22 protein-coding genes are annotated in these 21,667 nt (G+C 69.0%); 10 read left to right on the top strand and 12 right to left on the bottom strand.

Annotated features, from left to right (window positions below; all coding sequences use genetic code 11):
* Window positions 1-29: 29 nt before the first annotated feature.
* Both E3O46_RS09645 and E3O46_RS09640 read right to left on the bottom strand, forming a co-directional pair.
* Window positions 30-524, bottom strand: coding sequence for a PTS sugar transporter subunit IIA (locus E3O46_RS09645; protein ID WP_241987381.1), 495 nt, complete (start codon window positions 522-524; stop codon window positions 30-32).
* Complete coding sequence (locus tag E3O46_RS09640) at window positions 521-754, bottom strand: PTS sugar transporter subunit IIB (protein ID WP_134449968.1); 234 nt, start codon at window positions 752-754, stop codon at window positions 521-523. Before E3O46_RS09640 ends, E3O46_RS09645 begins: the two co-directional genes overlap by 4 nt.
* Window positions 755-1,016: 262 nt before the next feature.
* On the opposite strand from E3O46_RS09640, the gene E3O46_RS18855 reads away from it, so the two are divergent.
* From E3O46_RS18855 to nagA, 4 genes are all read left to right on the top strand, one after another.
* Window positions 1,017-1,763 (top strand): GntR family transcriptional regulator, encoded by a 747-nt coding sequence (locus tag E3O46_RS18855; protein ID WP_134449969.1) that lies wholly within the window; start codon window positions 1,017-1,019, stop codon window positions 1,761-1,763.
* 56 nt (window positions 1,764-1,819) lie between these two features.
* Window positions 1,820-3,064: a PTS transporter subunit EIIC gene (locus E3O46_RS09630; RefSeq protein WP_134559006.1), complete on the top strand. Its 1,245-nt coding sequence runs from the start codon at window positions 1,820-1,822 to the stop codon at window positions 3,062-3,064.
* A gap of 83 nt (window positions 3,065-3,147) precedes the next feature.
* The gene (locus tag E3O46_RS09625) at window positions 3,148-3,933 is read left to right on the top strand and encodes a glucosamine-6-phosphate deaminase (protein ID WP_134449971.1); all 786 of its coding nucleotides are present in this window, start codon (window positions 3,148-3,150) and stop codon (window positions 3,931-3,933) included.
* A gap of 4 nt (window positions 3,934-3,937) precedes the next feature.
* A complete protein-coding gene (gene nagA / locus E3O46_RS09620; RefSeq protein ID WP_241984995.1) occupies window positions 3,938-5,074 on the top strand; it encodes an N-acetylglucosamine-6-phosphate deacetylase in 1,137 nt (378 codons plus the stop codon).
* A 19-nt stretch (window positions 5,075-5,093) separates the two neighbouring features.
* Here the strand turns inward: nagA and E3O46_RS09615 are convergent, their stop codons facing one another.
* From E3O46_RS09615 to E3O46_RS09600, 4 genes are read right to left on the bottom strand one after another with little or no spacing between them, the layout of a single operon-like run.
* Window positions 5,094-5,531 carry a cupin domain-containing protein gene (locus E3O46_RS09615; protein ID WP_198413389.1) on the bottom strand — a complete coding sequence of 146 codons (438 nt, stop codon included), beginning with the start codon at window positions 5,529-5,531 and terminating at the stop codon, window positions 5,094-5,096.
* A 32-nt stretch (window positions 5,532-5,563) separates the two neighbouring features.
* Window positions 5,564-5,983 (bottom strand): cupin domain-containing protein, encoded by a 420-nt coding sequence (locus E3O46_RS09610; RefSeq protein ID WP_198413390.1) that lies wholly within the window; start codon window positions 5,981-5,983, stop codon window positions 5,564-5,566.
* Between the two features lie 43 nt (window positions 5,984-6,026).
* Window positions 6,027-6,350 (bottom strand): MGMT family protein, encoded by a 324-nt coding sequence (locus E3O46_RS09605; RefSeq protein WP_134449972.1) that lies wholly within the window; start codon window positions 6,348-6,350, stop codon window positions 6,027-6,029.
* A 22-nt stretch (window positions 6,351-6,372) separates the two neighbouring features.
* Complete coding sequence (locus tag E3O46_RS09600) at window positions 6,373-6,825, bottom strand: GNAT family N-acetyltransferase (protein ID WP_134449973.1); 453 nt, start codon at window positions 6,823-6,825, stop codon at window positions 6,373-6,375.
* Window positions 6,826-6,978: 153 nt separating this feature from the next.
* On the opposite strand from E3O46_RS09600, the gene E3O46_RS09595 reads away from it, so the two are divergent.
* Window positions 6,979-8,193: an NADP-dependent isocitrate dehydrogenase gene (locus E3O46_RS09595; protein WP_134449974.1), complete on the top strand. Its 1,215-nt coding sequence runs from the start codon at window positions 6,979-6,981 to the stop codon at window positions 8,191-8,193.
* Here the strand turns inward: E3O46_RS09595 and E3O46_RS09590 are convergent.
* Complete coding sequence (locus E3O46_RS09590; RefSeq protein ID WP_134449975.1) at window positions 8,190-9,029, bottom strand: putative protein N(5)-glutamine methyltransferase; 840 nt, start codon at window positions 9,027-9,029, stop codon at window positions 8,190-8,192. The genes E3O46_RS09595 and E3O46_RS09590 overlap by 4 nt on opposite strands.
* A 115-nt stretch (window positions 9,030-9,144) precedes the next feature.
* Here E3O46_RS09590 and E3O46_RS09585 point away from each other — a divergent pair, with 115 nt between their 5' ends.
* From E3O46_RS09585 to E3O46_RS09570, 4 genes are all read left to right on the top strand, one after another.
* Entirely contained in the window at window positions 9,145-9,735 is a 591-nt protein-coding gene (locus tag E3O46_RS09585) for a hypothetical protein (RefSeq protein WP_134449976.1), read from the top strand.
* A 147-nt stretch (window positions 9,736-9,882) separates the two neighbouring features.
* Window positions 9,883-11,805 carry an oxidoreductase gene (locus E3O46_RS09580; RefSeq protein ID WP_134561618.1) on the top strand — a complete coding sequence of 641 codons (1,923 nt, stop codon included), beginning with the start codon at window positions 9,883-9,885 and terminating at the stop codon, window positions 11,803-11,805.
* Window positions 11,806-11,918: 113 nt separating this feature from the next.
* Entirely contained in the window at window positions 11,919-13,820 is a 1,902-nt protein-coding gene (locus tag E3O46_RS09575; protein ID WP_134561617.1) for a heavy metal translocating P-type ATPase, read from the top strand.
* 53 nt (window positions 13,821-13,873) lie between these two features.
* Window positions 13,874-15,100 (top strand): MFS transporter, encoded by a 1,227-nt coding sequence (locus E3O46_RS09570; RefSeq protein WP_134449979.1) that lies wholly within the window; start codon window positions 13,874-13,876, stop codon window positions 15,098-15,100.
* Between the two features lie 14 nt (window positions 15,101-15,114).
* On the opposite strand, the gene E3O46_RS09565 is transcribed toward E3O46_RS09570, so the two are convergent.
* Together E3O46_RS09565 and purU are read right to left on the bottom strand one after the other, a co-directional pair.
* On the bottom strand, window positions 15,115-15,471 hold the full coding sequence (locus E3O46_RS09565) for a YrdB family protein (RefSeq protein WP_134561616.1): 357 nt from the start codon (window positions 15,469-15,471) through the stop codon (window positions 15,115-15,117).
* A gap of 95 nt (window positions 15,472-15,566) precedes the next feature.
* A complete protein-coding gene (gene purU / locus E3O46_RS09560; protein WP_134449981.1) occupies window positions 15,567-16,439 on the bottom strand; it encodes a formyltetrahydrofolate deformylase in 873 nt (290 codons plus the stop codon).
* A 156-nt stretch (window positions 16,440-16,595) separates the two neighbouring features.
* Between purU and E3O46_RS09555 the strand changes: the two genes are divergently transcribed.
* Window positions 16,596-18,020, top strand: a complete 1,425-nt coding sequence (locus E3O46_RS09555) for an MFS transporter (RefSeq protein ID WP_166791052.1) — start codon at window positions 16,596-16,598, stop codon at window positions 18,018-18,020.
* On the opposite strand, the gene E3O46_RS09550 is transcribed toward E3O46_RS09555, so the two are convergent.
* The 3 genes from E3O46_RS09550 to E3O46_RS09540 all read right to left on the bottom strand — a co-directional run bounded on the left by E3O46_RS09550 (window position 17,928) and on the right by E3O46_RS09540 (window position 21,592).
* Window positions 17,928-18,461 (bottom strand): hypothetical protein, encoded by a 534-nt coding sequence (locus E3O46_RS09550; protein ID WP_134449983.1) that lies wholly within the window; start codon window positions 18,459-18,461, stop codon window positions 17,928-17,930. The two genes, E3O46_RS09555 and E3O46_RS09550, sit on opposite strands and share 93 nt — an antisense overlap.
* Window positions 18,461-19,891, bottom strand: a complete 1,431-nt coding sequence (locus E3O46_RS09545) for a glycosyltransferase family 2 protein (RefSeq protein WP_134558992.1) — start codon at window positions 19,889-19,891, stop codon at window positions 18,461-18,463. The genes E3O46_RS09550 and E3O46_RS09545 overlap by 1 nt, the downstream gene beginning before the upstream one ends.
* Window positions 19,892-19,978: 87 nt before the next feature.
* On the bottom strand, window positions 19,979-21,592 hold the full coding sequence (locus tag E3O46_RS09540; RefSeq protein ID WP_134561614.1) for an amino acid permease: 1,614 nt from the start codon (window positions 21,590-21,592) through the stop codon (window positions 19,979-19,981).
* Window positions 21,593-21,667 lie beyond the last annotated feature (75 nt).

Raw genomic sequence — 21,667 nt, 5'->3', positions numbered from 1 at the left:
CCATTTCTCCGCTCTCGCGGAACAGCCCGTCAGGAGGTGACGGTGAGGAAGAGGTCGCCGGCGGCAAGGTCGGCGCCCGCAGTGACGGCATCGGCGAGGGCGATGTTCTCGTGTGTGCGCTCGAGGATGATGACCGGCACGATGGGATTACGTCCGCCAGCCTCGACGGCCGCGGAGTCCCAGGTCACGATCACGTCGCCGGCTGCAACCTGATCGCCCTGCTTCGCCCGCAGGGTGAAGCCCTCGCCGCGGAGCTCGACGGTGTCGATACCGAGGTGGACGAGGACGCCGATCCCGTCGGGGGAGAGGATCACAAAGGCGTGCGGGAAGACCTTGAGCAGCCTGCCGGTGATCGGCGCGATCGCGTCGACCATGCCCCGCGGTGGGTCGATCGCGGCGCCGGGACCCACGATCGCCTGGGCGAACGTGGGATCGGGGACCTCGGCGAGACCGACGGCGCGACCGGGGACGGGCGCGAGGACGACGACGGGCGTCACGAGGACGACGGGAGCCCCACGGCTCACAGGAGGTCTTCGATGTCTTCGGCGAGGTTGTCGGCCTCTGGTCCGACGACGACCTGGACGATGGTGCCGGACCGGAAGACGCCGTGGGCGCCGGCCGCCTTGAGCGCAGGCTCGTTCACGAGGGCGGGGTCCTTCACCTCGGTGCGCAGTCGGGTGATGCACGCCTCGATCTCGACGAGGTTGCCTGATCCGCCGAGGCCGGCGAGGATTTGCTCCGCTTTGGTGCTCATGGTGTTTCCTCCAGTGATGGTGGGCCGGGAACCGGCTGCAGCGGCTTGGATACGCGCGAAGCGTTCCGGCCGTGAGCCAAGTCTGCGCCCTGTCTGATTCGGTTTCGGGTGTTCTCGGAGAACCCGAGCGGCTGGGGGTCTTGACAAGCAGGGTGCCGCGGCTTCATCATCGAACTATTGGATCGTACCAGTACGGACCACAAAGCGAAAGTGGTCCTATGCTGGTATCTACACACCCCAACCTTTCGGAGGACGCAGCGAGATGACCGACATCGATGAGGCCCCGGTTCTGGAATCAGGACCGGTCTCCAAACACGCCCAGCTGCGCTCGATCCTGGAGGAGCTGGTCGAGACCAGCCTCGCTCCCCACGCCGCGATCCCGCCGGAGCGGAAGCTCATGACGCGGTACGGAGTCAGTCGCTCGACCGTGCGCGAAGCGATCCGCCAGCTCGTCGAGGAGGGCGTGCTCTACCGGGTGCAGGGCAAGGGCACCTTCGTGGCCGGCGAACGCGTGCAGAGCGACCTGCACCTCGCGTCCTTCACGGAGGACATGCGCCGGCGCGGCCTCGTCCCCGCGACGATCGTGCGTTCGTCCCGGTTGGTCGAAGCGCCCCTCGCGGTACGGGCCGCCCTCGGACTCGGCGCGGGCGCCCAGGTACTTGAGATCGAAAGACTCCGGCTCGCCGACGGGGTGCCGATGGCACTCGAACGCGGCTACTACCCCGCAGAGCTGCTCCCCGACCTCGGCGCCAAAGACCTGACCCGGTCCCTGTACGCGACGTTCGCGACCGAATACGGCCTCCGGATCGACAACGCGGAACAGGCCGTCTGGGCGGAGGGCGCCGACGCCCTGCTCGCCGCCACCCTCGGCATCGCCGCCAACGCCCCCGTGATGGTCTTCCGTCGGACGTCGTCCGCCGGGTCCGCCTTCCTCGAACATGTCACCTCGTGGTACCGCGGCGACCGCTACCAGATCCACATGACGCTCAACCTGCAGCACCAGCCCTGACCCACAGACCACCCACGCAACATCCATACCGACAACGCACCACCAGGAGGAAATCAATGTCCAGCATCACCGTAGACGCCGGGACGAAACGGCCGTTCCCCGGCCTCGCGCAACTTCAACGAGTCGGTCGCAGCCTCATGCTGCCGATCGCCGCACTGCCCGCTGCCGGCCTTCTGCTCCGCCTCGGCCAGCCCGACCTGCTCGGGCGCATCCCGGGCTTCGAAACCGGGGCGGCCGTGATCGCCTCGGCGGGCGGTGCCCTCTTCGACGCTCTACCGCTGCTCTTCGCGGTCGGCGTCGCGATCGGCTTCGCGAAGAAGTCCGACGGATCGACAGCCCTTGCCGCCGTCGTCGGCTACCTCGTCTTCTCCAAGGTCGGCGAGGCGATGTCGCCTCTGGTCCTCGGACTGCCCGCAGCGGGCGGGAAACAGGTGCTGGTCAATTACAGCGTGCTCGGCGGCATCCTGATCGGCATCACCTCCGCCTTGCTCTGGCAGCGCTTCCACCGGATCTCCCTACCGAGCTACCTGGCCTTCTTCGGCGGCCGCCGGTTCGTTCCGATCGTCACCGCAGGCACGGCACTCGTTCTCGGCGTCCTGCTGGCCTTCGTCTACCCCGCCTTCGCGACCGGTCTCTCCGGCTTCGGCGAGTTCGTCTCCTCCAACAACATCTGGGGCGGCTTCCTCTACGGCACGACCAACCGGCTGCTCATCCCCGTCGGCCTGCACCACATCCTCAACTCGGTGATGTGGTTCGTGATCGGCGACTTCAACGGCGCGCACGGTGACATCGCCCGGTTCTTCGCCGGCGACCCGACCGCCGGCTCCTTCATGACCGGATTCTTCCCGATCATGATGTTCGCGCTGCCGGCCGGAGCCCTCGCCATCTGGCAGGAGGCCAAGCCGTCCCAGAAGAAGATCGTCGGCGGCATCATGCTCTCCGGTGCGCTCACCGCCATGCTCACCGGCGTCACGGAGCCCCTCGAGTTCTCCTTCATGTTCGTCGCGTTCCCGCTCTACCTCATCCACGCGGTGCTGACCGGATCCTCGCTCGCCCTCGTGAACGCCCTCGGGATCAGGGACGGGTTCACCTTCAGCGCGGGCACGTTCGACTACGTGCTCAACTTCGGCCTGGCCGAGAAGCCGCTGCTGCTCATCCCGATCGGGCTCGCGTACGCCGGCATCTACTACTTCCTGTTCCGCTTCGTGATCCGCAAGTGGAACCTGAAGACCCCCGGTCGCGGCGAGGACGAGGTCCCCGACGCGACAGTGCCCGACTCCGCGTCGTCCACGACGGTCTAATCCCACCAACGCCGGGGTCGCGGGCGAGCCCGCGACCCCGGCAGCACCACCATGCACCATCATTGTGAAACTGGAGCAGAACATTGGCTGAAGTAATCGTCCTCGACACCGAGACCGCAGCGGGAACGCTTGCTGCGGCATCCATCCGTGCCCTGATCATGCGCAAGCCGGATGCCGTCCTCGGCCTGGCCACGGGGTCCACGCCGCTCTCCGTGTACGCGGCGCTCGCAGCCTCCCTCGCGGAGGAGCCCCTCGACATGTCCCGCGTGCGCGGTTTCGCCCTGGACGAATACGTCGGGCTGCCCGCAGGGCACCCGGAGAGCTACCGCGCCGTCATCACCCGCGACGTCGTCGTGCCCCTCGGCCTCGACCCCGCGAACATCCGTACCCCGAACGGCGACGTGGCCACCCTCGAGACCGCCGGACTCGACTACGAGGCCGCCATCGTCGCGGCCGGCGGCGTCGACGTGCAGATCCTCGGTATCGGGCAGACCGGTCACGTCGGCTTCAACGAGCCGGGTTCCTCCTTCGCGTCCGTCACGCGGATCAAGACCCTGACCGAGAAGACCCGGATCGACAACGCGCGCTTCTTCGCCTCTCCCGATGACGTGCCGATCCACTGCATGACCCAGGGCCTCGGCACGATTCGCCGCGCCAGGCACCTCATCCTGCTCGCGTTCGGCGAAGAGAAAGCGGATGCGATCGCGTCCGCCGTCGAGGGACCGGTCTCATCGAGCAAGCCCGGTTCGGTCATCCAGCTTCACCCGCACGTGACCGTCCTCGTCGACGAGGCCGCGGCATCCCGCCTCGCCAACCGGGACTACTACGCATACGCATACGCCCACAAGTACGCCTGGCAGGGAATCTAACCCCGTGGCCGACTCGATTCTGCTCAGCGCCGGCACGGTCGTCGCCGCGGACGCCGTGCACACCCCTGGCTGGGTCGAGGTCAGGGCCGGACGGATCATCGCCGTCGGCGCCGGCCTCCCGCCGCGCGTCGCCGATGCCCACTACCCGGACGGGATCCTCGCCCCCGGCTTCGTCGACGTGCACAATCACGGCGGCGGCGGATTCAGCTTCAACGATGCCGACACGGAGATCGCGGCGGCCGGGATCGCGGCGACCCACCGGGAACACGGCACGACCACGCTGATGGCGAGCCTCGTCACGGCACCGCTCGATGAGATGGAACGCCTGGTGGCCGGCCTCGCCGACCTCGTCGATTCCGGCCTGCTCGCAGGAATCCACCTCGAAGGACCCTGGCTGAGCCCGATCCATCGGGGCGCCCACACGGCGGAGCTGCTCCGGGTGCCCGACAGGGACAGCATCGACCGCCTCATGCGCGCCGGCCACGGCACGGTGCGCATGGTCACGATCGCCCCTGAGCTCCCGGGCGGGCTCGACGCCGTCCGGCGGATCGTCGGATACGGCGCGGTCGCCGCGATCGGCCACACCGACGCCAATGACGACATGACCAGGCAGGCGATCCAGGCGGGGGCCACGGCGGGCACGCATCTCTTCAACGCGATGCGTCCCCTGCACCATCGGGAACCCGGGCCGTCCCTCGCGCTGCTCGAGAACCCCGCCGTGTTCGCCGAACTGATCGCAGACGGGGTGCACCTGCATCCCGCGGTCGTCCGCTTCATCACGCAGAGCCCGTCGCGACCGGTGTTCGTGACCGACGCGATGGCCGCGGCCGGTGCGGACGAGGGCGAATACACCCTCGGCGGCCTCCCCGTCAGCGTGCTCGACGGTGAAGCGCGCCTCGCGGACGGGACGATCGCCGGCAGTGTCCTCACCCTGAGCGAGGCCGTCCGGTTCGCCGTGCACACGGCAGGGGTCGACCTCGCCACGGCGGTGCGAGCGGCCACGCAGAACCCGGCCGACATGATCGGCCTCACCGACTGCGGCCGCCTCGCCGCGGGGCAGCCGGCCGACCTGATCGTCCTCGATGCCGGGCTCTACGTCACCGCGACCATGCGGTCAGGCGACTGGTGCCTGCCGGCCTGAGCCGGCAGGGGAGACCGGCCTAGGCGAAGCCCCAGGCCTTCTCCTCGTCGCTCGAGGCGTCCGACAACGGGATGCCGATCAGCGGGCGCGGCGCCGGCCCGAGCGGGTGCAGGCTGGGATCGGGGGCGCGCACGGCCTGTTCCTTGAGCTCGACGAAGATCGCGTGGGTCGGCGTGGTGCCGATGTTCACGCCGGCGTGTTCCTGGGCAGGGAGCCAGGCGGTCTCGCCGGCCGGGAGTTCGACATCGACCTCCCTGCCTTCGAAGGAGAGCCTCCGGGAGTATGCGCTCAGCGTGATCATCACGCTGTCTGGGTGCTCGTGCGGGTTGGTGGTGTCGCCGGGGGCATCAAGGAATTCGAGCACGCGAACGCGGTCGTTTTCGAGCAATACCCGGTAGACGCCGGGATCCGTCACGAGCGGATCGAGGGACTGTGTGGCGTTCTGTTCACTGGACATGCCGCACGCTAACACCGTTTGCCTGCGGCGCGCTAGGAGAAGCCCCAGACGTTCGCCTCATCGTCGGTGTCCGGCGTCGACGGTGCGGCGGACTGCGGCCCGAGCGGCCGCTCGTCCGTGCGCCCTCGGGGATGCCGCGAAGGCTCCTTGAGTTCGATGAAGATCGAGTGCGTGTCGGTATGGCCGGTGTTCGCACCGGTGTGTTCCTGGGCGGGAAGCCATCGTGCGACCCCGGCGGGAAGCTCGACGTCGACGGCGCGGCCGTCCGACGAGATCCGCCGGCTGAATTCGCTCAGGGTGACCATGACACTGTCCGGATGCCGGTGCGGCGCGGTCGCGGCACCGGGCGTGTCCCGGTATTCGAGGACGCGTACCCGCTCATTCTCGAGGATCACCCGGTAGAGGCCGGGATTGGTGACGACGGGGTCCTGAAAGCCTTCTGCACTGTCCATGCGGGCACCGTACCCGGTGCCGGCGGTGCCCGCGAGGGGCAGGTCAGGTCGGTGACCAGCGCGCAGCCCGGTAATCGACCCGGTAGCCGGACTCCGCGGTGCCCAGGAGGACGAGCGGGGTGCCTTCTTCGCGGTAGTGCGGCAGCGCCCTGGCCTCGTGCGCGACCGGCGGGTGGCCGCCGGCCCGGACCACCCGCCACCAGGGGACATCCGCCCCATAGTGCGCCATGATCTGGCCGACGACACGGGCGCCGCGAGAGCCGAGCACCGCCGCGACGTCGCCGTAGGTCATCACCCGCCCGGCGGGAATCGAGTCGACGATGCCGAGGACATGCGTGACGAAGTCGCTGTCGGGGGCGAGGCGCATGGCCGGCGGAACCGTCTGGCCGCTACAGCTTGAGCGAACCGATCATCTCGCCGTATGCCGTCTCGCCGATGTCGACGAAGCCGATCCGGTGGAAGAACGACTCCGGTCCTTCTTCGCCGGGTTCCCAGATCACGGTGATGTGGTCGAAGCCCCGCTTCCTGGCCTCCTGGGCGAGTGACTCCGCTGCGAATTTGCCGACGCCCTTGCCCTGGGCGCTCGCGTCTACGTTGATCCTCCAGATGCAGGCCCGGAATTCCTCGTGCTCCGAATCGGGGTCGAAGTTGCCGTGGATGAACCCGGCCACCTCGCCGTCGAGCAACACGACGCGCTGCCACGCGGTCGCGGGATTGATCACGGAAGCCGCCACCGCATAGGAGACGGGAGCGATGTACAGCTCCTGGCCCGGTTTGAGACTGAGGCTATTGGCCGCAACAATGTTGCGTGCGGACAGTTCTTCCAGACGTAGTTCACCCATGGCAACAGGCTAACCTGCGGCTGACCGGCGTGGTAGTCGGGTTTTGTGCGCCGGGCAGGACCGGACCGAAAACTGTCTCGATGTCGAGACAGTTGCGGGGGCCTTGTAGAATTGGCTCGGCCACGTGGCCGGTACCATTCTGAGGAGAATTCATTGGCGAAGATCAAGGTTGAAGGCACCGTCGTCGAGCTCGACGGGGACGAGATGACGCGCATCATCTGGCAGGCCATCAAGGACACGCTCATCCACCCGTACCTCGACATCGACCTCGAGTACTACGACCTGTCGATCCAGAAACGCGATGAGACCGACGACCAGATCACGATCGACGCTGCCCACGCCATCCAGAAGCACGGCGTCGGCGTGAAGTGCGCGACCATCACCCCGGACGAGGCCAGGGTCGAGGAATTCGGCCTCAAGAAGATGTGGGCGTCTCCCAACGGCACGATCCGCAACATCCTCGGCGGCACGATCTTCCGTGAGCCGATCATCATTTCCAACATCCCGCGCCTGGTGCCCGGCTGGAACAAGCCGATCATCATCGGCCGCCACGCCTTCGGCGACCAGTACCGCGCCACGAACTTCCGCTTCGAGGGGGAGGGCACGCTCAGCATGACCTTCACGCCGAAGGACGGCTCGGAGGCGCAGACCTTCGAGGTCTTCCAGTCCCCGGGCAGCGGTGTCGCGATGGGCATGTACAACCTCGACAGCTCGATCCGTGACTTCGCCCGTGCCTCGCTCAACTACGGCCTCGTGCGGAACTACCCGGTCTACCTGTCGACCAAGAACACCATCCTCAAGGCATACGACGGCCGGTTCAAGGACATCTTCCAGGAGATCTTCGACACCGAGTTCAAGGCCCGCTATGAGGCTGCCGGCCTCACCTACGAGCACCGCCTGATCGACGACATGGTCGCATCCGCCATGAAGTGGGAAGGCGGCTACGTCTGGGCCTGCAAGAACTACGACGGCGACGTGCAGTCGGACACCGTCGCGCAGGGCTTCGGCTCGCTCGGCCTGATGACGAGCGTGCTCTCCACTCCCGACGGCAAGGTCGTTGAGGCAGAGGCAGCGCACGGCACCGTGACCCGCCACTACCGCCAGCACCAGCAGGGCAAGCCCACCTCGACGAACCCGATCGCCTCGATCTATGCCTGGACCCGCGGCCTCTCGCACCGGGCCAAGCTCGATGGCAACCCGGCGCTCGCCGAGTTCGCCGAGACCCTCGAGGACGTCGTCATCAAGACCGTCGAAAGCGGCCAGATGACCAAGGACCTCGCATTGCTGGTCGGCCCGGAGCAGGGCTACCAGACGACCGAGGAATTCCTCGCCGCCATCGCGACGAACCTGCAGACGCGCCTGGCCTAACCGGCCCCGCTCGTCCGGGAGAGGCCCTCGACCCCTGGGGTCGGGGGCCTCACCCGTGTGCCGATCACAACGGTCCCGTCGACGTCGTCGTGGTGCGCGGTACGGGGGAGCAGGCCGTTCCTGGCGAACAACGCGCTCGTCACCGGCGCCTGGCGCGCACTCGTCTCGATCAGGAGATGGCCGCCGGGGGCGAGCCAGCCTGCCGCCGCCGCCGCGACCCTTCGCTGCACGTCGAGCCCGTCAGAACCGCCGTCGAGCGCCAGCCGGTGCTCGTGCACCCGGGCCTCCGGCGGCATCCGCTCGATGGAGCCGGTCGGCACGTATGGCGCGTTGACGAGCAGGAGCGCGATCCGACCGCGCAGGGCCAGGGGCAGGGGGGCGAAAAGATCGCCCTCGACCACGGTTCGGCCAGGGAGGTTGACGCGGGCGCAGCGGACTGCGACCGGGTCGAGGTCCGCCGCCAGGAGGTCGAGCCCCAGCCCCGGCAGGGCCGAGAGCAGGGCGGCACCGACCGCTCCCGTGCCGCAGCAGAGGTCGACGACGATCGCACCGGGACCGGCGAGCCCTGCGGCCTCGCGCACAAGCGCCTCCGTGCGTCGCCGCGGCACGAAGACCCCGGGTTCGACGTGCACCCGCAGCCCGCAGAACAGCGCCCAGCCGAGGACGTACTCGAGCGGCTCCCCGCCCACCCTGCGCTCGAGCAGGTCCTCGAGCTCGTCCGCCGACCGGGCCTCGCCAACGAGGAGCTCCGCTTCCTCCTCGGCGAAGACGCATCCCGCCGCGCGGAGGCGTTCGACGACGCCGGGGAAGGCCGCGGCGGGATCGACAGGGGACATCGGAACCTTTCGGGTATTGCGCGCGGCATACGCACGGGAGTCGAATGCCCATAAAATCAGTGCAGGAGACATAGTTTCTCACCTGGACGAGAAAGCGACGCGGCATGGCACCTGAATGGCATTCGGTGTCCCGCACGCGACCCTCGCGTCGGATGCGGCGCCGCGGATGAACGCCATGGAACGGATCATCGACGAGGGCCTCCTCATCGCCCTCTCCGCGGTGCGGATGGCCGTGAAGAACCACATCATCGTCGGGGCTCTCCGCGAGCACGACAACTTCGACGAATCGTCCTACCAGACGGTCGCGCGCGATGAACTGCTCCTTCTTGCGGCGCAGAACGAAGAGGATGCCGCCCGCGTCGCGCAGGAAAGACGGGAACTCGCGTCCCGGCGTTGGTCGCAGGGCTTCACCGAGGATGAGCGGCTCGACATCGGCAGGCTCGGCCGCCGTCGTCGCGCCCACAAGGGTCTCGCCCTCATCCTGCACGCGGTCGCGGACGACGACAAGAAACTGGCCGCGATCGTCGAGGACGCGCAACACGACGCGAGTTATGAGATCCGGAAGGCCCTCGCCGCACGCCTGATCCGCCAGACGATCGACGGCCACGCCCCTGGCTACGCGCGGATGCGTGAGGAGCGGATCAAATACCTGCTCGCGATCGACTTCGCGATGCTTCGGGACCGGACATCCGGAACGAATCCATAGCGATTCTTCGGTTTTCACTCTGGCGGCTCACCTAGGATTGAAACAATTCAGGTCGTTGCTCTTGCTCCATTTTTCCCGCCCGATTTCCCGCCCGGGATGCGCCCCAGGTCGACGACGACCATCGGTCATCGCACGGGAAAGAACACCATGACAGGCTTCGCACACGTCCTCAAACCGGGTCGCATCGGTACCCTCGAACTCCCGAACCGGGTGATCATGGCGCCGATGGGCACCGAGATGGGCACCCCGGAGGGGCTCTTCACCGCTCAAGAGATCGCGTATTACACCGAACGCGCCCGCGGGGGCACTGGCCTCGTGATGACCGGCATCAGCGCCGTCTCCGAGGACTACGAGACGCTCAACGCCGGACTCTGCTGCGTGCACACCGATGCCGCGCTTCCGGGCCTCACCGCCCTCGCCGAATCGATCCACGCCGTCGGCGGGCTGGTCTCCCTGCAGCTCACCGCGGGCCTCGGGCGCAACATCAACGTGATCGACCCGGACAGGCTGCCGATCTCCGCCTCCGACAACCCGCACTATGCAGACCCGAGCGTGCTCTGCCGGCCGCTCGAGATCGACGAGATCCACCTGCTCGTCCGCCGCTTCGGCGAAGCCGCAGCCCGCGCCGCCGCCGCGGGGATGGATGCGATCGACATCCACGGCCACACGGGCTACCTGATCGACCAGTTCATGAGCGCCTGCTGGAACCGCCGCACGGATGTCTACGGCGGCAGTGTCGAGAACCGTTGCCGGTTCGCGACCGAGATCATCGCCGCCGTCAAGGCCAACGCGCCCGGCCTGCCCGTCAGCTTCCGCCTCTCTGTCAACCACCGTTTCGCCGGGGGCCGCACGACGGCGGAGGGCCAGGCCATCGCCGTCGTACTCGCCGCGGCAGGGCTCGACCTCATCATCGCCGACGACGGGTCATACGAAGCCATGGACTACGTCTTCCCGCCGTACTACCTCGGCGACGCGTGCATGGTCCCGGCGGCCCGCGCACTCAAGGACGTCGTGTCCATCCCCGTGATGGCCGTCGGCAACCTCACCCCGGAGAACGCGGAGGCCGCCCTCGCCGCGGGCGACGCCGACTTCGCCGGCATCGGGCGCGGGCTGATCGCGGATCCGGAGTGGGCGGGCAAGCTCACCGCGGGCGATCGCGCGGACATCCGACCGTGCATCCGCTGCAACTCGATGTGCGTCGGCAACGCCTTCTTCGCCCTGCCGCTCGGCTGCGCCGTCAACCCGCAGGTCGGCTTCGAACGGGAACGCCGGGTCGAGAAGGCCGACGTCCTCAAGCACGTCGTCGTGATCGGCGGCGGCCCCGGCGGACTCGAATCCGCACGGGTCGCCGCGCTCCGCGGCCACTCCGTCGACCTCTACGAGGCAGGGCCCCAGCTCGGCGGCGTGCTGCTGCCCGCGGCGACCCCGGAGTTCAAGAAGGAACTGCGTGCGATGATCGGCTGGTGGGAACGCCAGTTCACCCACCTCCCCGTGACCGTGCACCTCGACACGACCATCGACGCGGACTCCCTCGCGACGTTCGAGGCCGACGAGATCATCGTCGCGACCGGTTCTCTTCCGCTCCTGCCGCCCATCCCCGGCCTCGACGGTGCGAACGTGATCGACGTGCTCGACTTCCACCGTGGCGTCCCCGTCGGCCATAGTGTCGTCATCGCGGGTGGCGGCCTCTCGGGCTGCGACGCCGCCCTCGAACTCGCCGGACAGGGCTGCAACGTCACGATCGTCGAACTCGCCGACGAGCTCGCCCGCGACATGATCGTGATCAACCGGATCACCCTGCTGCGCGAACTCGGTGAGAAGGGCGTCCGGATCCTCACCGGGCACACCGTCACCTCCGTCGACGCCGACGGCCTCACCGCGACCGGCCCCGACGGCGCCGTGCACGTCACCGCGTCCACGGTGATCGCGGCCTTCGGGGTGCGTCCGAACACGGCGCTCACGCTCGCGCTCGAAGGGCGAGCCAACGTGCATCCGCTCGGCGACTGTGTGCACCCGGCCAAGGTCGGCGAGGCCATCAACGCGGCCTTCCTGACCGCGCTCGTGCTCTGAGACGCCCGCCCTCGAGACGGATGCCCGGCGCTCGTCGCCGGCCGGGCATCCGCCCCGGACAGGCGAGCCTCACCTTGCTGGCGGTGAACGGGGGACGGGACAAGACTTGAAGCATGTCCCGTCTGTTCGCCGCCGTACGGCGGTATCCGCTCGTCGCCGCGACCATCGTGCTCGGGGTGGTCGGAATCGGGCTCGCCCTCGCCGGCTTCGCCGACAGCCTGGCCTGGCTGTTCGGCGGTTTCGGCCTGTTCGTCGCCGCGATCTCAGCCGTGGGCATGGTCAAGCAGCTGCGCCACGGCAGTTTCGGCGTCGACCTGCTCGCGATCACCGCCATCGTCGCAACGGTGCTCGTCGGCGAGTACGTCGCGACCATCCTGATCGTGCTGATGCTCACAGGGGGCGCCGCCCTCGAAGACTTCGCCGTGAACCGTGCCAAGCGCGAACTCGACGCCCTGCTCAACCGGGCGCCGCAGATCGCGCACCGCCTGAGATCCGCAGACGACCTGGCCGACGTCGAGGACCTGCCAGCCACTGCTGTGCAGCCGGGTGACCTTCTGCTCGTGCGCCCGGCCGAGATCGTTCCCGTCGACGGTGTGCTCGAGTCCGCCAGCGCGGCCTTCGACGAGTCCTCGCTGACGGGGGAGAGCCTCCCCGTCGAACGCAACAAGGGCGAGGGCATCCTCTCGGGGTCGATCAACGGCCAGGCCGCCGCCACCATCCGCGCAACCGCGACCGCGGCGAACAGCCAGTACCAGCAGATCGTGGCCCTCGTCGAGGAGGCCTCCGCGAGCAAGGCACCCGTCGTCCGGCTCGCCGACCGGTACGCGGTGCCGTTCACCGCGGTCGCCCTGTCCCTGGCTGCGCTCGCCTGGATCCTGACCGGTGAGCCGGTCCGCTTCGCCGAGGTGCTCGTCGTCGCCACCCCATGCCCGCTGCTGATCTCTGCTCCGATCGCGTTCATGGGAGGCATGAGCCGCGCGGCGCGCAACGGAATCATCGTCAAGGGCGGCGGGGTGCTCGAAGCGCTGTCCCGCGCCAGGACCATCGTCTTCGACAAGACCGGAACCCTGACCCACGGCACCCCCGCCATCGCCCGGGTGCTGCCCGCCGCCGGCTTCGACGCCGACGAGGTGCTGGCGCTCGCCGCGTCCGCCGAACAGTACTCCTCCCACGTGCTCGCGGCATCCGTGATCGCGGAGGCGCGCAGCCGCGGCCTCGAGCTCCTCGCGACCGCGACGGCGAGCGAGGTGCCGGCACACGGCGTCGTCGCCAGGCTCGACGGCCGCGAGGTGACCGTGGGCAAGCTCTCCTTCGTGGCGGAGACCGCGCCGGCGGCCGTCGCCGCCCCGCTCGACGGCGGGGAACTCGCCATCTACGTCGCCGTGGACGGGAGCTTCGCCGGCAGCATCGTCGCGAGCGACCAGCTGCGCGGCAATGCCCGCCAGACGATCGACGCCCTCGGGGAGCTCGGAATCCGCAACACGGTCATGCTCACCGGGGACGCCCGGCCGACGGCCGAGCACATCGCCGCGCTCGTGGGAATCACGAACGTCCAGGCCGACTGCCTGCCTGTCGACAAGGTCGAGGGCGTGCGAGCGATCACGGAGCGTCCGGTGATCATGGTCGGCGACGGTGTCAATGACGCTCCTGTGCTCGCTGTGGCGGATGTCGGCATCGCGATGGGCGCGCGCGGCGCGACCGCGGCGAGCGAGTCAGCAGACGTCGTCATCCTGATCGACGACCTCTCGCGCACGGCCAGGGCGGTCGCGATCGGGCAGGACACGATCCGGATCGCGTTGCAGAGCATCTGGATCGGTATTGCGCTGAGCCTGGTCCTGATGGTCTTCGCCGCGTTCGGGCTGATCCCGGCGACGATCGGGGCGCTCCTGCAGGAGCTCGTCGACCTCGCGACGATCCTCAACGCGCTCCGTGCGATCGGCGGGCGGCGGGATGCCGCGCTCGCTGCCGGGAGCGTACCGGTGCACCGCGAACCGGCGACGGCGCTCGCGCGCTGAGCCGCGGCATCCGCCCGCGCGGCGACACCGCCACGACGGCCTAGCCTGAGTAGATGCGCCTCTTCCGCCCCCGCACGCCGCCCACAGGGGTGGATGGGCAGCCGCGACTCTCCCGGGACGTGCTCGTCCTCGGCGTGATCGCCTTCTTCGTCATGGTTGGTTTCGGCGTCGTCGTCCCGGTGCTCCCGGTCTACGTGCGCAGCTTCGGCGTCGGCAACCTCGAGATCGGCGCGGTCGTCTCCGCGTTCGCGCTGATGCGGTTCGTCGCGAGCCCGTTCTGCGGGCGCCTGATCGACTGGGCGGGGGAGCGGACCATCCTCGCGGCGGGCATCGGCATCGTCGCACTCTCGAGCGGGCTCGCGGGCATCGCCCAGAACTACCCGCAGTTGCTCCTGTTGCGCGGGGCAGGCGGCATCGGCTCCGCGATGTTCACCGTCTCGGCGATGACGCTCCTGCTCGGCTCGACTGCTCCGGGCATCCGCGGCCGCGCCATCGGCTTCTATCAGGGCGGGTTCCTGCTCGGCGGCATGGCCGGCCCCGCCCTCGGCGGCCTGCTCGCGACGATCTCGCTCACGGCGCCCTTCTTCTTCTACGCCGGCACGCTCGCGATCGCCGGTGTGCTCGGGCTGCTGCTGCTGAGCCCCGGCTATCGCAACGCGACGGCGGATGCGTCCGGAGCGTCGGCGCCCAGGGTCCCGTTCCGCGCTGTGCTCGCCGACCCCCGGTTCCGGGCCGCGTGCCTGGCCAACTTCGCGCAGGGCTGGACCTCGTTCGGTGTGCGCAACGCGCTGATCCCCGTTCTCGTCGTCGAGGTACTGCGCGGCCCGAGCTCCTGGACCGGTGTTGCCTTCGCTGTCGCGGCGGTCGCCCAGACCCTCGCACTCGCGCCCGCGGCCCGCTTCGTCGACACCGTCGGACGCCGCCCGGCGATCATCGGAGCCTGCCTGCTCGCCGCCGTGACCATCTTCGCGGTGCCGTTCGCGCCGAACATCGTGGTCCTCACGGTGCTGCTCTGCGTCTACGGGGTCGCGTCGGCGTTCCTCGGTACGGCTCCCGCCGCCGCGGTCGGCGACGCAGCGGGGGCCGGTGGCGGACGCCCGGTCGCGGTCTTCTCGATGTTCTCGGACTTCGGCGCGATCATCGGCCCGCTCGCGGCGGGCCTGCTCGCCGATTCCGTCTCGTACCCGGTCGCGTTCGGTGTCGGTGCGCTGTTCTTCCTCGCGACGAGCGCCCTCGCCCTGCGGATGCCGCGCGAGACTCGGGCGGTCCGTCCCGCCTGACCCGGGCGAGCGAGCTAGCGCAGTTCTGCGCGACCGGAGAGGACGCCGCTGACCGTCGCGAAGACCGCGAAGACGCCGCCGATGACCGGCAGGCCCATGTCCCACCACGCGATCGCGGCAGCGCCGAACACGGCGATCTCGATGATCGCCTTGCCGAACGGGTCGAGCCGGAAGACGGCCTTCGGCGACCGGAACAGCGCCCAGAGGACGATCGCGAACGCGGGGGCGACGATGCCGACGAGCAGCGCGGGCCACGGGAACGGCCAGGTCGTGAAGCCCCAGACCGCGAGGGTGACGAACGCGAACAGTTCGAGCAGGAACCGCAGAACGTCGTTGAACCCGATCTTCGGCAGGGCACGGGAGTCAGTCACCCGCCCACTCTACCGTTCCCCGAACATCACCTTTCCGGTCGAGAGCGGCCGGCGGAACGGTCACTCCCGACCGGAAGGGGAACGGATGCCGGCGGCTACTTGAAGATGATCGTCCGGGCCCCGTCGAGCAGCACCCGGTGCTCGGCGAACCAGGTCACCGCCTGAGTGAGGGTGCGGCTCTCCTCGTCCTGGCCGATCGCGACGAGCTCGGCCGGCGTGCGGGAGTGGTCCACCCGGACCACGTTCTGCTCGATGATCGGTCCCTCGTCGAGGTCGCTCGTCACGAAGTGAGCCGTCGCCCCGATCAGCTTGACCCCGCGCGCGTGGGCCTGCTTGTACGGGTTCGCACCCTTGAACCCGGGCAGGAACGAGTGGTGGATGTTGATGGCCCGGCCCTCGAGCACCGCGCACAGTTCAGGGGACAGGATCTGCATGTACCGCGCGAGAACGACGAGCTCGATGTCGTTGTCCTCGATCGCCTCGATCACCCGGGCTTCGAAGGCGGCCTTGCTCGCGGCATCCGTGATGGGGAGCGATTCGAACGGCACCCCGTAGAAGCCGACGAGGTCGCGCAGGGTGCCGTGGTTGCTCAGCACCAGCGGGATCTCGATCGGCACCTGGCCGCCCCGGTGCCGGAAGAGCAGGTCGTTCACGCAGTTGCCCGCCGTCGAGGCGAGCACGAGGGTGCGGAGCGGGCGGCCGACGACGTCGATCACCGACGTCATCGCGTAGCGCTCGGCGACGGGTGCGAGCGCCGCCGTGAGCTCCTCGCGTGAGGCGGGAGTCTCGATCTGGAGTCGCATGAAGAACCGGCCGGTGTCGGCGCTCGTGAACTGCTGGCTCTCGGTGATGTTGCCGTGAGCCTGCACGATGGCGCCGCTCACGGCGTGGACGATGCCCGGCTGGTCGACGCAGACGAGGGCGATGACCCAATGGTGGTGTGCGGGCAGCGGAGTGGAACTAGTCATCCGTCTAGGCTATCGGCTGCCGTCAGGCTGTCGGTTAGGCTGGATGTGGCCGGCACAAGCGACAGGCCCCGGGCGCGCACGCTGCGCGCACACGATCCGGCTGGCGCCGGCCCGGCCCCGCGCGGGCTGCAGGCCCAGCCCTCTGTGAGCACACCCATGTCCCTGACTTCGCCGATCGAGCTGCCCCGCTTCGATCCCGCCAACACCGCCACCGCGCACTCCGACCGCCCCCGCACCGGCTCGGTCGCCTCGACGCCTCCTGCCCGCTTCCCGTGGATCGGGCTGCTCGCCCTCTCCGGTGCCGTGTTCCTCTCCGTCACCAGCGAGATGCTGCCGACCGGCCTGCTCCCGGAGATGAGCGGATCGCTCGGAGTGCCGCAGTCGCAGACCGGCCTGCTTGTGAGCTGGTTCGCGTTCACCGTCGTGCTCACGAGCACGCCGCTGGCCCTGCTCACGAAACGGCTGCCCCGGCACGGACTGATCGTGTTCGTGCTCCTGGTCTTCGCGCTCAGCAACGTGCTCACCGCGCTCGCCCCGAGCTACGAACTCGTCGTCGCCACCCGGGTGCTCGGCGGCCTCGCCCACGGCCTGTTCTGGGGCGTCGTCGGGGCGTACTCCGCCCACCTCGTGCCCAAGGAACAGATCGGCCGGGCGATCTCGATCACGATCTCCGGCGGCACCCTCGCCTTCGTCTTCGGCGTGCCGCTCGGGACGGCGGCCGGGCATGCGCTCGGCTGGCGGCTGTCCTTCGTGCTGCTCGCCGTGCTCATGCTCATCGGCGCGGCCCTCGTCTGGCGGTTCCTGCCGAAGGTCGAGCACTACGTCTCCCCGCCGCGCGGCGACCGGGGCGTACCGGCGCAGGCAGCGGATGCCGCGGCATCCGCCCCCGACGCCCCGGACGCGAGCGCTGCGCGGCTCGAGACCACGTCAGCAGCCGTGACCGACCAGGCAGCCGTGACCGACCCGGCCCCGGCAGCCGCCCCGCGCCCCCAGGCGCCCGCGCGCCGGGACCCCACGATCGCTCCCGTCGCCCTGATCTGCGTCATCGCAGCCCTGATCATGATCGGTCACTACTCCTTCTACACGTACATCGCGCCGTTCCTGATCGACGGCCTCGGGGTCGATCCGTCCGCGATCGCCCCGTTCCTGTTCGCCTACGGGATCGCCGGTGCCGTCGGACTGCTCCTGAGCGGCACGGTGTTCGCCGCCCGGCCCCAGCTCGGCCTCGTGCTCGGCCTCGTCGTGAGCGCGGTCAGCGTGTCCGCGCTGAGCATCTGGAGCGGCTTGCTCCCGGTCGCCATCGTCGCGTTCCTGCTCTGGGGCATCGCGTTCGGAGCCCTGCCCGCCCTGCTGCAGACCCGACTGATGCACACGGCGTCCCGTCGTATCCGCGACACCGCGAGCGCCTTCTACACGACCGCGTTCAACACCGGCATCGGCGGCGGCGCCCTCCTCGGAGGGATCCTCCTCGAACGCTCGGGCATCACGTCAGTGCCGTTCGTCTACGTCGGGATCCTCGTCGCCGCGCTCGCGCTCGTGCTGGTGAGCCAGCTGGTGATCCGGCGCCGGTCGGCCGCGTAGCGCGGCATGCGGTGCCACGTGCCTAGCCACGTGCGTAGCCGCGTGCGTCCCGGCGTGCGCCTCCGCGTGCGTCCCGCCGTGCGTCGACGCGAGCGCTCCGCTGTGCGCTCCCGCATGCACTCCTGCGAGCGGATGCGCCGACTCGCGCACCCGGCGCACGGATGCCTCGAGGGTCGTCACGGCGACCGTGGTCGGGGGAGGCGGCGGCCGCACAGGTATTTCCGCCACCGCGTAGATGCTGCGGGCGGCGGCCCGCCGGTTGCTGCCCCTGACCCAGTCGGTGAAATAGATCTTCGGCAGGATCTTGGCGACGGCCAGGACCACGTAGATGACGGTATTGATCCCGACGAAGGCCGAGAAGACGGCGAAGAACTCCGAGGCGAGGATCGTGTCGGGCAGCAGGATGCCTGCGGGCACCTGGCTGAGGACGTGGACCGGCATCAGGCGGCGCTCCCGGTTCCGACCTTCATGCTTGCGTGTTCCCAGGCGGCATGCCTGCCGAGGGTGATGTCGACGATGCCCTTGACGTAGACCACGTTCAGGAACATGTCGAAGCAGAGTTCGGGGAGCACGGTGACCGCGAGCAGGCGGGCCCGCCAGCCGCCCTTCCACACGGTGACCACGCGTTCGGTGACGAAGACGAGGCCCAGGCAGAGCCAGAAGGGGAACCAGATCCAGGTGCTGACCGCGAGCAGGGTCAGCACCATCAGCGACAGGAACGAGGTCAGGGCGATGACGCTGTACCCGATGCCGAGCTGCTGCGCCCAGTAGCGGAGGGTCGCCGGGGTCAGGCCGTAGGTGCCGATGTTCTCGAGGGCGCCGCGTTGCCACCGCAGGCGCTGCTGCCAGAGCGCGGGGAGCGTCGGCATCAGCTCCGTCACCACGGTGCACTGGGTGGGGGAGGTGATCAGTCCGCCGAGGGACTTCAACGCGAGGGTCAGCTCGTTGTCCTCGGTGAGGGCGTAGGTGTCGTAGACGTCGCCGGGCACCCCGGGAATGGTGACACCCCGGTTCTCGGCCACGGACCGCAGCGCGAGGGGCCGGAACAACGACGCCGTCCCGGTCAGGACGAAGACACGGCCGCGCCGCCTGGCGAGTTCCCGCGAGTAGCGCACGTACTCGTTGCGCTGCAGGAGTCCGAGCAGGCCGAACCCCGGCTCCCCGTAGAAGAGGCCCCCGATCGCCATCAGGGCGCGATCGCTCGTGAACCGGGCGACGGCCTCGGCGAGGAAGCCGTCATCGAGCGCGGTGTCCGCGTCCATGATCATGACGACGTCATTGTCGAGCTGTCCGGGCAGGACCCGTTTGAGTGCCTGGTTCAGGGCACCCGCCTTCTTCTGGGTGTTGCCCACGGATTCGACGACCTCGACGCCGTGTTCTCGGGCGATGCTGACAGTGTCGTCGGTGCAGTTGTCCGCGACGACGATGACGCGCTCCGGCGGATGCGACTGGGTGAGAAGAGAGGCCAGGGTCACGGGGAGCGACAGGGCCTCGTTGTGAGCCGGGATCAGCACGGTCACCGTCACAGGTCCGGCGAAGACTCCTCCCTGCGGGGCCATCACGATCTTCGGTGCGAGCGGGGTCAGGTGCGCGTTGGAGGACCGTCGGGAGCGGTTCGTCGCGCGGCGTTCGAGCAGGGCGATGCCGGCGGCGAAGAGCACGGAGAGGGCGATGGCGCCGAGGATCGCCCGGGGGCCCGGCGCGCTCGGGTCGTACGACACCGGGAGCACGCCGAAGAGCACGATCTGGGAGGGGGCCGCACCGGGGGCGTGCTCGCCAGAGGCGACCAGGAACCAGAGCACGGCCGCCGCGCCCGTGGCGAGTCCCGCGATCACGAGGCCGACCGTCCGGCCCAGTTTTTGTGCCCCCATATAACAAATCGTATCCGTCCGCGCGTCAGATCATGCACACTCTCGCGCGGTGCAGCAGGGGCCCACCGGGATACGCCGCGCAGGGGTCTACCGCGGAGGCCGCCCGGTCCCGTTCTCGTCGGCGAGCGGCCGGTTCGCCTTGATCGGGAAGGCCCCGGTCTTGCCGTCGCGGGCGAGCGCGATCTGCAGGATCCGGCCGCGGCACGCATACCAGCCGACCACGAGCGCCGGGATGATCACGATCAGGGAACTGATCGTGAGCGTGCCGACCGGCCAGTCGAAGGCCATCAGCACGAGAACCGTCGCCAGGAACCCGAGGCTCGCATAACCGGTGTATGGAGCCCCGAACAGGCGGAACGCCGGCCGTTTCAGGATCCCGCGCTTCGCCCAGGCCTGCAGGCGCAGCTGGCAGAGCACGATCATCCCCCACGCGCTGATGATCCCGATCGCCGCCATGTTGAGCACGATCTCGAACGCCTCATCCGGCACGATCGCATTGAGGCCGACACCGAGCAGGGTGACGAAGCCCGTCAAGAGGATGCCGCCGAACGGCACCCCGGTCCGGCTCACCTTTCCGGCGAAGCGCGGCGCCGATCCCGCGAGCGACATCGACCGGAGGATCCGTCCCGTCGAGTAGAGGCCGGCATTGAGCGAGGACAGCGCCGCGGTCAGCACGACGAGGTTCATGATCACGTCGACCCCGCCGACGCCGATGCTGCCGAAGAACGTCACGAAGGGGCTGACGCCTGCCTGGTACGCGGTGTACGGCAGCAGCAGCGAGAGCAGCAGGATCGAGCCGACGTAGAAGACCGCGATGCGCACGATCACGGTGTTGATCGCCTTGGGCATCACCGTCTCCGGATGGGCGGTCTCTCCGGCGGTCGTGCCGACGAGTTCGATAGAGGCGTAGGCGAAGACGACGCCCTGCACGACGACGATCGAGGCGAGCACCCCGTTGGGGAACCAGCCGCCGTTGTCCGCGATCAGGCTGAAGCCGGCCTCCTGGCCCGGGATCGGGGTGCCGAAGATCACCATCCAGGTGCCGACGAGCAGGAAGGACACGATCGCAACGACCTTGATCAGCGCGAACCAGAACTCGAGCTCGCCGAAGACGCTCACCGACAGCAGGTTGAGGCACAGCACGACCGCGAGGGCCGTCAGCGCGTAGAGCCACTGCGGCACGCTCCCGAACGGCGCCCAGTACTTGGCGAAGAAGTTCATGTACAGCGCGACGGCGGTGACATCGACGATCGCCGTCATTACCCAGTTGATCCAGTACAGCCAGCCGGTGACGAACGCGGCCTTCTCGCCGAAGAATTCGCGCGCATACGAGACGAAGGAGCCGGACGACGGGCGGTGCAGGACGAGCTCGCCGAGTGCGCGCAGGATCAGGAACGCGAAGAACCCGCAGATCGCGTAGACGAAGACGAGGGAAGGACCCGCTGAGGCGAGCCGGCCGCCGGCGCCGAGGAAGAGCCCGGTGCCGATCGCGCCGCCGATCGCGATCATCTGCACCTGCCGGCCCTTGAGCCCCTTGTGCAGGCCCGCATCCTCGTGCACGCTCGTCGCATCGTGGATGTGCTCGAGCGGCGTCTCGACGGGCAGGCCGTGGTGCCCGTGCTCGCGAGGCTGCGCTGGCTCTGCCTCAGCCCCTGACCCGGTCGGATCGGGGCGTTGCGGCCCCCGGATGGCACTCGTCATGGGGGCACTTCCGATCCATTTGCTTTTCGCCCACCCTACCGGTGGGGCGCCGGCGCCCCCTAACAGGGTTCGTCC

This window comes from Cryobacterium glucosi (genome assembly GCF_004402235.1).
Taxonomy (GTDB): domain Bacteria; phylum Actinomycetota; class Actinomycetes; order Actinomycetales; family Microbacteriaceae; genus Cryobacterium; species Cryobacterium glucosi.
The sequence above is the reverse complement of the archived record's forward strand: the minus strand, read 5'-3'. Positions and strand labels throughout refer to the sequence as shown.